12 protein-coding genes and 2 pseudogenes are annotated in these 12487 nt (G+C 68.1%); 10 read left to right on the top strand and 4 right to left on the bottom strand.

Going from position 1 to position 12487, the window contains the following annotated elements:
• The first annotated feature begins 24 nt into the window (after nt 1-24).
• Together ACFWXQ_RS11515 and ACFWXQ_RS11520 are read left to right on the top strand one after the other, a co-directional pair.
• The gene (locus ACFWXQ_RS11515) at nt 25-630 is read left to right on the top strand and encodes a TetR/AcrR family transcriptional regulator C-terminal ligand-binding domain-containing protein (protein ID WP_383944754.1); all 606 of its coding nucleotides are present in this window, start codon (nt 25-27) and stop codon (nt 628-630) included.
• A gap of 138 nt (nt 631-768) precedes the next feature.
• Nucleotides 769-1134 carry a hypothetical protein gene (locus ACFWXQ_RS11520; protein WP_383944757.1) on the top strand — a complete coding sequence of 122 codons (366 nt, stop codon included), beginning with the start codon at nt 769-771 and terminating at the stop codon, nt 1132-1134.
• A 7-nt stretch (nt 1135-1141) separates the two neighbouring features.
• Here the strand turns inward: ACFWXQ_RS11520 and ACFWXQ_RS11525 are convergent, their stop codons facing one another.
• On the bottom strand, nt 1142-1714 hold the full coding sequence (locus tag ACFWXQ_RS11525) for a hypothetical protein (protein WP_383944760.1): 573 nt from the start codon (nt 1712-1714) through the stop codon (nt 1142-1144).
• A 634-nt stretch (nt 1715-2348) separates the two neighbouring features.
• Here ACFWXQ_RS11525 and ACFWXQ_RS11530 point away from each other — a divergent pair.
• The 4 genes from ACFWXQ_RS11530 to ACFWXQ_RS11545 are packed head-to-tail and all read left to right on the top strand — an operon-like array spanning nt 2349 to nt 7316.
• A complete protein-coding gene (locus ACFWXQ_RS11530; protein WP_383944763.1) occupies nt 2349-2978 on the top strand; it encodes a (2Fe-2S)-binding protein in 630 nt (209 codons plus the stop codon).
• On the top strand, nt 2975-3958 hold the full coding sequence (locus ACFWXQ_RS11535) for an FAD binding domain-containing protein (RefSeq protein ID WP_383944766.1): 984 nt from the start codon (nt 2975-2977) through the stop codon (nt 3956-3958). The genes ACFWXQ_RS11530 and ACFWXQ_RS11535 overlap by 4 nt, the downstream gene beginning before the upstream one ends.
• Complete coding sequence (locus ACFWXQ_RS11540) at nt 3955-6162, top strand: xanthine dehydrogenase family protein molybdopterin-binding subunit (RefSeq protein WP_383944768.1); 2208 nt, start codon at nt 3955-3957, stop codon at nt 6160-6162. Before ACFWXQ_RS11535 ends, ACFWXQ_RS11540 begins: the two co-directional genes overlap by 4 nt.
• Nucleotides 6159-7316: an XdhC family protein gene (locus ACFWXQ_RS11545; protein ID WP_383944771.1), complete on the top strand. Its 1158-nt coding sequence runs from the start codon at nt 6159-6161 to the stop codon at nt 7314-7316. The genes ACFWXQ_RS11540 and ACFWXQ_RS11545 overlap by 4 nt, the downstream gene beginning before the upstream one ends.
• A 10-nt stretch (nt 7317-7326) precedes the next feature.
• On the opposite strand, the pseudogene ACFWXQ_RS11550 reads toward ACFWXQ_RS11545, so the two are convergent.
• Nucleotides 7327-7404, bottom strand: a pseudogene (locus ACFWXQ_RS11550) (NADP oxidoreductase); the annotation flags it as partial.
• Between the two features lie 24 nt (nt 7405-7428).
• Between ACFWXQ_RS11550 and ACFWXQ_RS11555 the strand changes: the two are divergent.
• Nucleotides 7429-7691 (top strand): annotated as a pseudogene (locus ACFWXQ_RS11555) (MMPL family transporter); the annotation flags it as partial.
• Between the two features lie 220 nt (nt 7692-7911).
• Nucleotides 7912-8406: a GNAT family N-acetyltransferase gene (locus ACFWXQ_RS11560; RefSeq protein WP_383944774.1), complete on the top strand. Its 495-nt coding sequence runs from the start codon at nt 7912-7914 to the stop codon at nt 8404-8406.
• A gap of 112 nt (nt 8407-8518) precedes the next feature.
• Here the strand turns inward: ACFWXQ_RS11560 and ACFWXQ_RS11565 are convergent, their stop codons facing one another.
• Nucleotides 8519-9172 (bottom strand): TetR/AcrR family transcriptional regulator, encoded by a 654-nt coding sequence (locus tag ACFWXQ_RS11565; RefSeq protein ID WP_383944777.1) that lies wholly within the window; start codon nt 9170-9172, stop codon nt 8519-8521.
• Between the two features lie 73 nt (nt 9173-9245).
• Between ACFWXQ_RS11565 and ACFWXQ_RS11570 the strand changes: the two genes are divergently transcribed.
• A complete protein-coding gene (locus ACFWXQ_RS11570; protein ID WP_383944780.1) occupies nt 9246-10013 on the top strand; it encodes an MBL fold metallo-hydrolase in 768 nt (255 codons plus the stop codon).
• A 172-nt stretch (nt 10014-10185) separates the two neighbouring features.
• A complete protein-coding gene (locus ACFWXQ_RS11575) occupies nt 10186-11829 on the top strand; it encodes a GMC oxidoreductase (RefSeq protein WP_383944783.1) in 1644 nt (547 codons plus the stop codon).
• Between the two features lie 68 nt (nt 11830-11897).
• Here ACFWXQ_RS11575 and ACFWXQ_RS11580 read toward each other — a convergent pair whose 3' ends face one another.
• Nucleotides 11898-12377 carry a carboxymuconolactone decarboxylase family protein gene (locus tag ACFWXQ_RS11580; protein ID WP_383944786.1) on the bottom strand — a complete coding sequence of 160 codons (480 nt, stop codon included), beginning with the start codon at nt 12375-12377 and terminating at the stop codon, nt 11898-11900.
• Between the last annotated feature and the right edge of the window lie 110 nt (nt 12378-12487).

Raw genomic sequence — 12487 nt, forward strand, 5'->3', positions numbered from 1 at the left:
AGCAGTCCACAAAGGAGATTGTCCATGTCCCAGAACACTGCCGCCCGCCGGGGACGAGGCCGCCGGCCGGCCGCGGAAGTCCGCGCCGGCGTACTCGCGGCAGCGGGACGCATCCTGCTCGCCGAGGGCCTGCGAGCCGTCACCTTCGACCGCGTCGCCACCGAAGCCGGATCAAGCAAGATGACCCTCTACAAATGGTGGCCCTCGCCGGGCGCCCTCGCCGCCGAGGCGTACTTCACCCAGAGCGGCCGCACCCTGCAGTTTCCCGACACCGGCGACCTCCGCACCGACCTGATCACCCAGCTCAGTTCCTTCATCCGCTGGCTCACCGACGAAGGCGCGGCAAAACCCGTCTCCGAACTCGTCGGCGCCTCCCAGACGGACCCCGACCTCGCACACGCCTGGTCAAGCAGCTATGCCCTGCCCCGCCGCGAACTCGCCCGCGTACGCCTGCGCACCGCCCAGGAACAAGGCCAGCTACGCCAGGACGCCGACCTCGACATCATCGTCGACCAACTCTGGGGCGCCTGCTACCACCGACTCCTCGTACTCAAAGTCCCCTTCGACGACACCCTCGCCGAACGCCTCGTCGACCAAGCACTCCACGGCGCAACACCCCACACAACATGACCGCCTACGGCAGAGGGGAGTGTCATGAATCAGGCTCTGCCAAGATTTCCTAGCTGTTGATCGCTCGCTGGGATGGATCAGTTGAGCAGGATGCGGTGGCGGAGGAGGCGGAAGCCGGCCCTATCCATCGACGCCCCCGTGATCGGCCATGAGCGAACGGCGCGGGAGCGTCTGATCAACGGCGGTGCACCACTGCCTGACCGGCGTCATCGGCAACTTGCCCACAGCAACGGCATCGACCCGGACCGCATCTCGTTCGTCAAGGTCCTCAAGCACACCCGACGCAGCGTGGTCCGCCAGTTCGCCGACACCCCGCCGAAGATCCGCAGGTTCCTGACCGCGCCGACGGCGAAGGTCCGCCGGAAACTCGACAGCGGCACCCGCCGACCGCAAGAGGCAGACCGCTTCCTGAAACGGCCCAACTCGCTGTACTCCTACCGACCGAAGGACAACCGAAAGCCCTACCACGCCACGTACCCGCCAGGACCGTCAAACTGCAGGTGACGATAGTTCAGTAGTCCGACAACGGCATTGTGTGCCCGTCGGAAAGTGACAGACCGTCCCACGCGCCGCTTTCCTGGAGCGTGCGCAGCGTGGCGGGTTCCAACGCCGAGAGGTGGCTGTGCAGTTCCTCGTCGGTGGGCATGCCGGGGAGGCGCGGCGCGAGCCGCTCGCGTATCGCACTCATTCTCTCCAACAGGGCGTCGAGGTGCGCCTGCTGGGACTCGGAGTCGTGGGCGGGAGCCGATTCCATACTGCGGGCGATGATGTCCTTGATGGCGTGGGTGGCGCCCTGTTCGTCGATGGTGACCATGGCGTTCCAGGCCCGGCTCTTGTGCCGGTACTGAAGCATGGACATCGCCGCCTCGTGCCGGATGAAGTCGGCGTCACGCAGCGGCTTTCCCTGCCACGCTCGGCTGAGGGAGCGAGCGAGCGAAGTGGCGGAGGCGAGACCGCTGTTGAGGCCGCGGCCCGGCCAGAAGTGGATGGCGTTGGCCGCGTCGCCCAGCAGGAAGCCGTACGTGCCGGGGCTCGTCGAGGTCGGGCGGGTCAGCTGCGCCGTGAACCGAGCCCACGTGGGCATAAGCGGCAATTCACCCACGCCAAATGCCCTCTCAGTTAAGGGCTTTGGCCGTGTTGAGCAGGAGGGGTGGGCGCGACAGCCGACTGGCGCCCTCGAATCCCACTCCTTTATGGACTGCCTGTACATTTCCGTGTATCGTAATAAGTAGACGAGGCGTCCATATCGCGCGGAGGTTCAAGCCATGGCGACACCTTGGAGGACGGCGTCGTGGGCCTGACGCAGGCATCATCGGCTTGTCCCGCGTCACCTGTGGACAGATGTCGGGGCCCCAGCTGCTCTCGCAGAGTCCCATCAGTGAAAGCTGCGATGGTCCTCGGACGGCAAGGGTCTCGGGCTCCCGTCGGCGCGCCTCGCGTCCGCCGGACTCCGGAGGGTCCTGATGGCTGCTCGGGCAACCGGAGGGAAGCAGGGCGAGCCGCCGTCCGCCGCAGTCGAAGAAGGCGGCAGCCGCCTCCTGGCCTCCCCGGATCGTCACGCACTCGTGCGCCGGCTTCCGCACCGGCACAGGTCGCCGAGCCCTACCTCTCGGCCATCACACAAGGACCAGTCGTGTCAGCCCCACACTGCATCGCTGATGCCTTCCCGTGCGGAGGAAGGCAGATCTCCCCATCACCCACCTGCGAGGAGACACACCATGGCCGATTCTGACGCATTGTCAACTGACAAGCACAGTCGCCGGAACGTACTCAAGGCCGGTGCCGTCGGCGCCGCTGTGGCCGTGTCGGGAGGCGTGGCGCCGCTCGCGCTCGCTCATCCGGCCGCCGCGGCGGAGACGGCGCTGCCGCCCCCGGCCTCGACCGCCGAGGTGACACTTCGTGTCAACGGAGTCCGACGTAACGTAACGGTCGAATCCCGCGTCACTCTGCTGGACGCGCTCCGTGAGCGTCTGGGCGTGACTGGGCCGAAGAAGGGCTGCGACCGCGGTGAATGCGGCGCCTGCACCGTCCTCGTCGAGGGCCGGCGTGTCAAGTCCTGTATGACGCTCGCTGTCATGGAGGACAACCGTGACATCACCACGGTCGAAGGTCTGGCCCGCGGGGACGAACTGCACCCTGTACAGGCGGCGTTCATCCAACGGGACGCATTCCAGTGCGGGTTCTGCACATCCGGGCAGATCATGTCGGCCGTCGCCTGCATCAAGGAGGGCCACACCGGGTCCGATGCCGAGATCCGTGACTGGATGAGCGGCAACCTGTGCCGGTGTGGCTGTTATCCGAACATCGTCGAAGCAGTACGAGACGCCGCGAAGGGAGGCAAGCTGTGAAGCTCTTCGACTACGCGCGTACGTCGCGTGTATCCGACGCTGTCGGCCTGGTTGCGGGCCACCCCGGTGGCGCGTTCATCGGGGGCGGGACCGAACTGACGAATCTGATGAAGGACGGTGTCCTCGCCCCGGACCTCGTCGTGGACGTGGGCGGGCTGGCCCTGGCAGACATCGGCGTGAGAAAAGGCCGGCTGCTCATTGGCGCCACGGCCCGGATGGGGGATGTGGCCGAACACCCGGTGGTCCGTGAGCGGTTTCCCGTCATTTCCGAAGCCCTGCTGGCTTCTGCGTCCCCACAGGTGCGCAACAGAGCCACCATCGGCGGAAATCTCATCCAACGGACCCGGTGCTGGTACTACCGGGACGTCGGCAGTGCCTGCAACAAGCGTGAACCCGGCAGCGGCTGCCCCGCCATCGGCGGACAGAACCGCTGGCACGCGATCCACGGCGGCAGCGATCACTGCATCGCCGTTCACCCGTCCGATCTGGCCGTCTCGCTGACCGCTCTGGACGCGACGGTGCTCACTCTTGGACCTGATGGCCGCCGGTCCATCCCCATCGGGGACTTCTACCGTCTGCCCGGTTCCACTCCGGACCAGGAGACCGCGCTGCGGCACGGCGAGCTCATCACTGCTGTCGAGATTCCCGAGAGCGGACCAGCAGTTGGCTCCCGCTACCTCAAGCTGCGTGACCGGGCCACGTTCGAGTTCGCCGTGGTCTCCGTGGCCGCCGCGCTGACCCAGGCGGGAGGAGTGGTCACCGATGTGCGGCTCGCCTTCGGTGGCATTGCCACCAGGCCGTGGCGCTCGGCCGGTGCCGAGGAGGCCCTGCGCGGCCACCCGCTGACCCAGGCCACCATTGCGGCAGCCGGCCGAGCGCTGGTTGACGGCGCTCAGCCGCGGGAGCACAACGCGTTCAAGGTCGAGCTGGTTCAGCGCGCCCTGGCCGACATCCTCGAGGACCTTGGAGGCCGCAAATGAGCCCGATCGTAGGGAGCCCCGTAGCCCGGATCGACGGACGCGCCAAGGTCACGGGAGCGGCCACCTACACCGCGGACACTCAGGTCGGCGGAGCCCTGTACGGCTACCTGGTGCTCAGCACCATCGCCAACGGACGCATCACCGGCATCACCACCCAGGACGCCGAACGTTCGCCCGGTGTGGTCGGCATCTTCACCCACCAGAACATGCCCCGCCTGGCCGTTCCCACCTCGCAGCTCGCGGCCTACTGGAAGCGTGTCATCCCCCTGCAGAACGTGGACATCCACCACAGCGGCCAGCCCGTGGCCTACGTGGTGGCACAGACTCTGGAGCAGGCCCAGCACGCGGCGTCGCTCGTCAGCGTCACTTACGACGCTCGCACACCCCAGACCAGCCTTTCCGGAGCCATGGACGAGGCATATGTGCCCGATCCGGGTCTGGAGGGTCCCAACGAGGTCACCCGCGGCGACACCGAGGCGGGGCTGGCACAGGCCGATGTCCGCATCGATGTCAGCTACACGACACCGATGCATCACCACAACGCCCTGGAGCCGTCCGCGACGACGGCCGTCTGGGACGGCGACCGGCTGACTGTGCACGAAACCGCGCAGGGCATCAACGCCACCCGGCTCAGCCTCTCCGAGGCGCTCAATGTGCCCCTTGCCAACGTCCGTGTACTGTCCCCGTTCCTGGGCGGAGGGTTCGGAGCGAAGGGCCCGGTGTGGCCACACACCATGTTCACCGCCGCTCTCGCCCGCCATCTGAGGCGTCCGGTCAAACTGGTGCTCTCCCGTGCTCAGGCATATACCTCCAATGGCCACCGCCCCGAAGCCCACCAGCGGTTCAGGCTCGGAGCCAAGCGGGACGGCACCCTCACCGCGATCGACCACATCACGACGTCCCAGGTCAGTCGGACCGAGGATTTGCTGTTCAACACCAGTGAACCCACGCGCATGCTGTACGCCTGCCCCAACGTGCATGTGGCCCAGCGGGCTGTGAGACTTCATCTGCCCGCGCCGAGCAACATGAGGTCACCGGAAGTCGTCGCCTCCCACGGCCTGGAGACCGCACTCGACGAGCTGAGTTACGAGCTGGACATGGACCCCATCGAGCTCCGGCTGCGCAATTACACCTCGGTCAATCCCGACAACGGCGCCGCCTTCGGCAGCAAGCACCTACAGGAGTGCTACCGCCGGGGCGCGGACGCATTCGGCTGGAGCGAGCGCGATCCGCGCCCGCGATCGATGCGCGACGGCGACACCCTGATCGGCTTGGGCATGGCGTCCGCGGCGCACACGGCCGGCGGAAGGCCGGGAGCCGGCGCCCGTGCAGTGATCTCCGCCAATGGAAAAGCAGTGGTCCAGGTCGCCACCCACGACATCGGAACCGGAACCTACACGGTGATGTCGCAAGTCGCTGCGGACAGCCTGGGACTGGATCTTGACGACGTGGATTTCGAACTCGGTGACACCGACTACCCGTTCGCGTTCGTCTCCGCCGCGTCGGCCACGGCCCCCGGTGTGAGCGCCGCCGTCAACCGAGCGTGCACCACAGCCCGCCGATCCGTGATCGACATCGCAGTAGCGGACCCACGGTCCCCCCTTCACGGCATCCCGGCCGACCAGATCACCGTCGAAGGCGGGATCCTGTACGACACCGACCGGCCAAAACTCCGCGACACCATCCGCGCGGTCGTCACCCGGCACGGCAAGCCCGTGGAGGCGACCACCAACCCGGTTCCCATTCCCCCTGGTTACTCCACCGGTGCGGTCTTCGCGGAAGTACGCGTCCACCCCAGGCTCGGACAGGTCCGAGTCACCCGTATGCACGGGATCTTCGACGCCGGCCGGGTCCTCAACCGCAGGACGCTGCGCAGCCAGGCGATCGGCGGGGCGGTCTGGGCCGTCGGCTTCACCCTGTCCGAGCACACCATGGTCGACCACCACCTGGGGCGGATCGTCAACCCCAACCTGTCGGGCTATCTGGTGCCTGTCAACGCCGATATCCCCGAGATCCGCATCGGCTTCGTGGACAAACCCGACCCGGCGAACCGCGAGTCGTTCGGCGCACGCGGGTTCGGAGAAACCCCGATGACCGGCATGACGGCCGCCATCGGAAACGCCGTCCACCACGCTACGGGGCGCCGCATCCGGGACCTGCCCATCACCCTGGACAAGATCATCGGAGATGAGGAAGCAGGATGAACGACATGTGGGAGCGGCTCCATCGTCTCTGGGAAGCCGGCACACCGTGCGCGCTCGCCACGGTTGTCTCCGCGTACGGCTCGGCTCCCCGCCGACCCGGAGCCATCATGATCTGCGCCCCGGACGGAACAGTCACCGGCAGCGTGTCCGGCGGCTGTGTGGAGGGCGCCGTTTACGACCTGGCACAGCAGGTCGTGCGGGACGGCACTCCCGTGCTCGAACGCTACGCGGTGAGCGACGACGACGCGGGAGCGGTCGGCCTGACGTGCGGTGGCACCATCGAAGTCCTCGTCGAGCGCGTCGACCAGCAGTCCTTCCCCGAATTGGGCACCCTTCTCCACCACATGCGGCGCGGGGTCGCCGTCGCTCTGGCCACGACCGTCGGGGCTGACGGGCCGGTACGAGTCGGCACGCACCTGGTGTGCTGGGACAGCGGCACGAGCGGTAGCACGGGCGACTCCGTCCTCGACGGTGACACTGCCGGAGCGGCCAGGAGACTGCTCGGGCAGGGGCGCTCCTGCACGTTCCGCACCGGGTCCGCCGACGGGGACTCCGGCGCCGGCCCGCGGGTGTTCGTCAACTGCTTGGCGCCGCCGCCCCGCATGCTGGTCTACGGATCCAATGAGTTCGCCTCGGTCCTCGCCTGCCAGGGTGCACTGCTCGGTTTCCGGGTCACGGTGTGCGACGCACGGCCGGTGTTCACCACCCCCGAGCGCTTTCCGGACGCGGACGAGGTCGTCGTGGACTGGCCCCACCGCCACCTCGCCGCCGAGGCAGCGGCAGGCCGGATCGACGGCAGAACGGTGGTCGTCTCGCTCACCCACGATCCCAAGTTCGACGTGCCCTTGCTTCAGGCCGCGTTGGGGATGGACCTGGCCTACGTCGGAGCCTTGGGCTCCCGGCGAACCGCAGAGCAACGCAGGGCATCCCTGCGAGCCACGGGAGTGCGCCACGACCGACTGAGGCGGCTCTGTTCCCCCGCTGGGCTCGACCTGGGCGGTGCCGGCCCGGCGGAAACCGCACTGTCCATCGCCGCCGAGATACTCCTCCTACGCCACGGCAGTAGTGGTGCCCGGCTGTCGGGAACCACGGGCGCGATCCACCAGGAGGCCCCGACAGCCGTTCTCTCCTTGTTGGGGGCGGGTCGCATGTGATCCGAAGATGGCCCACCGTGACCACGCCCGCTCCTTCCAGCCAGTGCGCCATTTTCAGGCTGCCGACGTCCAGCGGGCGCAGCCCGCGTCCCAGCAACTGCTCCGCGAGCAGGCCATCAACCTCGATGTCTCCGCCAAGTTCACCGCGGCGATCGCGCCCTACCTCTCCCTCGTGGTCGGTCTGGCCGTCCTCGTGCTGATCGTGGTGTTCCGCTCCCTCCTCGTCCCGCTCAAGGCCGCTCTCGGCTTCCTGCTGTCGGTCCTTGCCTCCTGGGCGCGGTCGTGGCCGTCTTCCAGTGGGGCTGGCTCAAGGACGTCATCGGCCTGGAGCAGACCGGGCCCATCATGAGCCTGATGCCCATCCTCATGGTCGGAAGCCGTTGCGTATGGGGCTACAAAGTTGCGGCGGCCGGCCGTGCAGACCGCCGTCGAGCCGACCGGAACAGCCGGGTCGCCCTTGCGGCCCGGCATCCGGTCCGCTTCACCCGGCGGCCAATGCTCCAGCCGTAGTTCGCCATGTGCCCTGGTCCTGGAGCTGTCTGCCACTGACGGAAACTCTGGTGACCTCGGCGAACGGTCTGGGTAGAGTCGGGCGATGCCCGAGCTGAAGCGGCTGGATGCCGGCCATGCCCCGGCGGTTCTGGCCTTCGAGCTGGCGAACCGCGCCTACTTCGCCGCCTCGATCTCCGACCGCGGCGACGACTTCTTCGACCGGTTCACCGAGCGGTACAACACCGCGCTGGCCGAGCAGGAGGACGGCGTCTGCGCCTTCTACGTGCTCGTCGCCGAGGACGGCTCGGTACTCGGCAGGTTCAACCTGTACGACCTGGAGGACGGCACCGCCAGACTCGGCTACCGGGTCGCGGAGCGGGTCGCCGGCCGCGGCGTGGCGACCGCGACAGTCCAGGAGCTGTGCCGGATGGCGACAGCGACGCATGGCCTGCTCACACTGCGGGCGGCCACCTCCCACGACAACGCCGCGTCCCAGAGAGTCCTGGCCAAGGCCGGGTTCGTCTCGGTCGGCCCTGCCACCCCGGCCGACCTCGGCGGCAGGTCGGGCAGTTGGTACCAGCGCGACCTCCAGCCATAGACCTTGATCCTGCTCGTGGGTCGGCTGCGGGAAGGTGCCAAGTGAACGGCCCCGCCCCCTCGCCCCGATGCGCCTTCGACCCGATGCGCCTTCGACCCGATGCTGCAAGCGCTCACCGTTTCCTGGGCGAAGGGGCCTCGATCGTGGCCGTCAGCATGTCGGCCAGCCAGTTCTCGTACGTGTCGGCCGACCAGCCCCGTCCCGCCGTGAGCTGGGTGTACAACTGGGGGCCGGCCAGGGCCCAGACGGCGTCCGCCAGATGGGCGGGATCCGCTGCCGGGCCCAGCGCGCCGGTCTCGTCGAGGTGGGTGACGAAGGCGGTGACGCCGGTCAGCCGCTCGCGCTCGGCGATCTCCAGGACCTCTCCGACGTCCGGCCCGGCCTGGGTCAGCAGGGCGAACAGCGCGGCGACCCGTTCATGGATGCCCCGCGCGAACGCGGCGTAGAGCCGGAGCTTGGCGCCCAACTCCTCCGTCCCCAGGATCTCCCGCATCTGGGGGCGGTCCCCCATGGGAACCGGTTCGTCGTCCCCGGCCAGCGTGATGTCCCACAGGGCCTTGACCATGCCCGGCTTGCCGCCGAACGACTTGTACACCGTTTCGGCGGAGACACCCGCCCGCTCGGCCACGGCACGCACGGTCGTGGCGTGGTAGCCCTCCCGGAAGAGCAGCTCACGGCAGGCCGCCAGTACCGCGGCGCGGTTGCGGCGCGCGGCCTCGCGCCGGCCCTCGGAGTTGTAGGACCGACGTGGCGTTCCGGCTGCCATCGGCACACCCTTCCATTCTGTTACAGTCGACTGTATCGAATATGCGCATGCTGCTCGGTCGCCGGAGGCTCGTATGTCCCGTCCCGCGCCCACCCAGGTCGCACCAGGCGTCCACCGCCTCGGCGACCATGGCGTCAACTTCTACCTGATCGAGGACCCCGACGGTCTCGTCCTGGTCGACGCGGGAACACCCGCCCATCTGAAGCAGCTGCGCGCACTGCTGGCGGGCCTCGGCCGACCCCTGTCCGACGTCCGTGCCGTACTCCTCACCCACGGCCACCCCGATCACACGGGGCTGACCCACACCCTGCAGGAAGCCGGCGCCGACCTCTGGATCCATGAGCGGGACGCCGCGATCCTGCGCGACGGCCCGCGGAGCGCGATGCGCCACGCCAAGCCCGAGCGTTCGATGCTCCCGTACCTGCTGCGCAGGCCCTCCGCACTCGCCCTCCCCGTCGGGCTGGCCCGCTCCGGGGCCTTCACCGCACCCGCGGTGCGAGGTGCGCGGGTCTTCGATGCCGACCAGGTGCTGAAGGACGTCCCCGGCGCCCCGCAGGCCGTCGTACTGCCCGGCCACACACCCGGCAGCACCGCGTACGTCCTCACCGACCGCGGGCTGCTCTTCACGGGCGACGCCCTGGTCACCGCCGACGGTTTCTCCGACCGCACCGGACCCACGATCGTGAGCCGCTGCTTCACCCACGACAGCCGGGCCGCACTCGCCGCCCTCGACCGCCTGGACGAACTGACGGCGGATCTGCTGCTGCCCGGCCACGGCAAGCCCTTCACCGAAGGCGTCCGAACCGCGACCCGGCAGGCACGGCGGTTCGGCGTGCATTGACCTCCCCCGCCCCTCCCCCGTGTCAACGCGTGTTCCAGTCATGGTCTGTCATCGCGTGTTGCGCGTGATGCCCAATTTGTGATCGTTTGAAAGTTACCTCAGGGTATGGCGTGACTTCTTATGAGGGTGGCATTAGAACCCGTTTCACTCTATGGAGAGTGAGGAGCCGCGCATGAACGACGATTCCCCACGTGGGACGCGCCTTAGAGGCGTATCTCGTCGAAGATTCATCACTGGAACTGGTTCTCTTCTTGGGTCGGCGGCACTCGCCGGCCAGGTACTGCCGGCGCATGCCGCCACGACGGCCGCAGCCGCCGTCATCGAGCCGGGGGCGCATGTGCCCGCCCTCGTGATCGGCACCGGATACGGCGGCTCCGTGGCCGCTCTGCGCCTGGCCCAGGCGGGTGTCGACGTCCACATGATCGAGATGGGCATGGCCTGGGACACCCCCGGGTCTGACGGCAAGATCTTCGCCAACACGACGAGTCCCGACTACCGCTCCTACTGGCTGCGCACCAGGACGAAGCAGCCGCTCAGCAACTTCCTCGGCTTCCCCATCGACAAGGACGTCCCCCGCTACACCGGGATCCTGGACGCCGAGGAGATGGGCGGCATCATCGTCTACCAGGGCCGTGGCGTGGGCGGCGGCTCACTGGTCAACGGAGGGATGGCGGTCACTCCGAGGCGAGAGAACTTCGGCGCCGTCCTCCCGTCGGTCAACGCCGACGAGATGTACTCCGTCTACTACCCGCGTGCCAACTCCGGCCTCGGGGTCGGCACGGTCGACCCGACTTGGTTCGAGACCGCCGACTGCTACCAGTACGCCCGGGTCGGCCGTAAGCATGCCCAGCGTTCGGGCTTCCCGTTCGTCTTCGTGCCGGACGTGTACGACTGGGACTACATGGAACAGGAGGCGGCCGGAACCGTACCGAAGTCCGCGCTCGCGGGTGAGATCCTCTATGGCAACAACTACGGCAAGAAGTCCCTGCAGAAGACCTATCTCGCCAGGGCCAGGGCAACCGGCCGCGTCTCCATCTCACCGCTGCACAAGGTCACTTCGGTAGCTCCGGCGACGGGCGGCCGCTACACGGTCGTCATCGACCAGCTCGACACCGGCGGCAACACCACGGCCACCAAGACCGTCACCGCGGACCGGGTGTTCTTCGCGGCCGGCAGCGTCGGCACCAGCAAGCTGCTGGTCGAGCTCAAGGCCAAGGGCGCGCTGCCGGGCCTCAACAGCGAGGTGGGCAAGGGCTGGGGCGACAACGGCAACGTGATGTGCGGCCGTGCCAATCATCTGTGGGACCCGACCGGTGCCCTGCAGTCGTCCATCCCGTGCTCCGGTATCGACAACTGGGCCGCGGGCGGCGCGTTCACCGAGGTGGCGCCGCTGCCCACCGGCATCGAGACCTTCGCCTCGTTCTATCTGTCGATCACCAAGAACCCCAACCGCGCCCAGTTCTCGTGGAACGCGTCGGCGGGCAAGGCCGAACTCAACTGGCAGACCGCCTGGAAGCAGCCGTCCATCGACATGGCCAAGACGATCTTCGACAAGATCAACGCCAAGGAGGGGACGATCTACCGCACCGACCTCTTCGGCGCCTACAAGATCTGGGGCGACCACCTGACGTACCACCCCCTGGGTGGCGCGGTGCTCAACAAGGCGACGGACAACTACGGCCGTCTGCACGGACATCCGGGGCTGTACGTCATCGACGGCGCGCTGATCCCGGGCAACACCAGCGTCAATCCGTTCGTCACCATCACGGCGCTCGCCGAACGGAACATCGAGAAGATCATCGCGACGGACCTGTAGCGGCAACCGCGGACAAGAGGGGGACCAGGTCGGGGCCGTCCGGAACTGCCGGGCGGCCCCGTACCGGCTCAGTGCCCCGGCAGTACGCACATGGCGTCGAGTCCCAGGACACGGTTGAGCCGTCCGAAGGCGAGCCAGGAGCCCAGGCTCATGGTCAGTTCGACGATCTCGGTCTGGCTGTAGTGCGCGGTCATCCGGTCCCAGAACTCCTCGTCGAGGCCGTGGTGGTCCAGGGCGTAGCGGTCGGCGTATTCGGCGGCCAGGCGGGTGCGGTCGTCGAAGGCGTCGGTCGTGCGCCAGTGCTCGACGGCGTCGGGGAAGTCGTCCTCGACCTTGTGGCCGTCCCGCTCGGTCCGCCAGTCGAGGCAGAAGAGGCAGCCGTTGATCTGCGCGATCCGAAGCCGTGCGGCCTCGAACTCCCGCAGTCCCAGGGTCGTATGGGCGTAGACGGCCAGTGAGAAGTTCGCGGCGGCGGTCCCGATGCCGGGGACCATGTCGCCCCACACGTACTCGATCGGGTTCTTGCCCTCGGGGATGTCGACGTTCATCCGGGACTCCTTCGTCCACGTTCCCGGCCCCGGCCGGGGCCGCGGGCGCGTCCTTGGGGTGCCGACAGGGCGTGTCGGCGTCGATGCCACTTGGTTGTCACTTGGTTCCG

The sequence above is a fragment of the Streptomyces sp. NPDC058697 genome (genome assembly GCF_042715345.1).
GTDB lineage: Bacteria > Actinomycetota > Actinomycetes > Streptomycetales > Streptomycetaceae > Streptomyces > Streptomyces liliifuscus.

Bases quoted from the DNA above. Each gene is read 5' to 3' on its own strand.
- ACFWXQ_RS11515 (WP_383944754.1), top strand. From the start codon at position 25: ATGTCCCAGAACACTGCCGCCCGCCGGGGACGAGGCCGCCGGCCGGCC.
- ACFWXQ_RS11525 (WP_383944760.1), bottom strand. From the start codon at position 1,714: ATGCCCACGTGGGCTCGGTTCACGGCGCAGCTGACCCGCCCGACCTCG.
- ACFWXQ_RS11530 (WP_383944763.1), top strand. From the start codon at position 2,349: ATGGCCGATTCTGACGCATTGTCAACTGACAAGCACAGTCGCCGGAAC.
- ACFWXQ_RS11540 (WP_383944768.1), top strand. From the start codon at position 3,955: ATGAGCCCGATCGTAGGGAGCCCCGTAGCCCGGATCGACGGACGCGCC.
- ACFWXQ_RS11545 (WP_383944771.1), top strand. From the start codon at position 6,159: ATGAACGACATGTGGGAGCGGCTCCATCGTCTCTGGGAAGCCGGCACA.
- ACFWXQ_RS11560 (WP_383944774.1), top strand. From the start codon at position 7,912: ATGCCCGAGCTGAAGCGGCTGGATGCCGGCCATGCCCCGGCGGTTCTG.
- ACFWXQ_RS11565 (WP_383944777.1), bottom strand. From the start codon at position 9,172: ATGGCAGCCGGAACGCCACGTCGGTCCTACAACTCCGAGGGCCGGCGC.
- ACFWXQ_RS11570 (WP_383944780.1), top strand. From the start codon at position 9,246: ATGTCCCGTCCCGCGCCCACCCAGGTCGCACCAGGCGTCCACCGCCTC.
- ACFWXQ_RS11575 (WP_383944783.1), top strand. From the start codon at position 10,186: ATGAACGACGATTCCCCACGTGGGACGCGCCTTAGAGGCGTATCTCGT.
- ACFWXQ_RS11580 (WP_383944786.1), bottom strand. From the start codon at position 12,377: ATGAACGTCGACATCCCCGAGGGCAAGAACCCGATCGAGTACGTGTGG.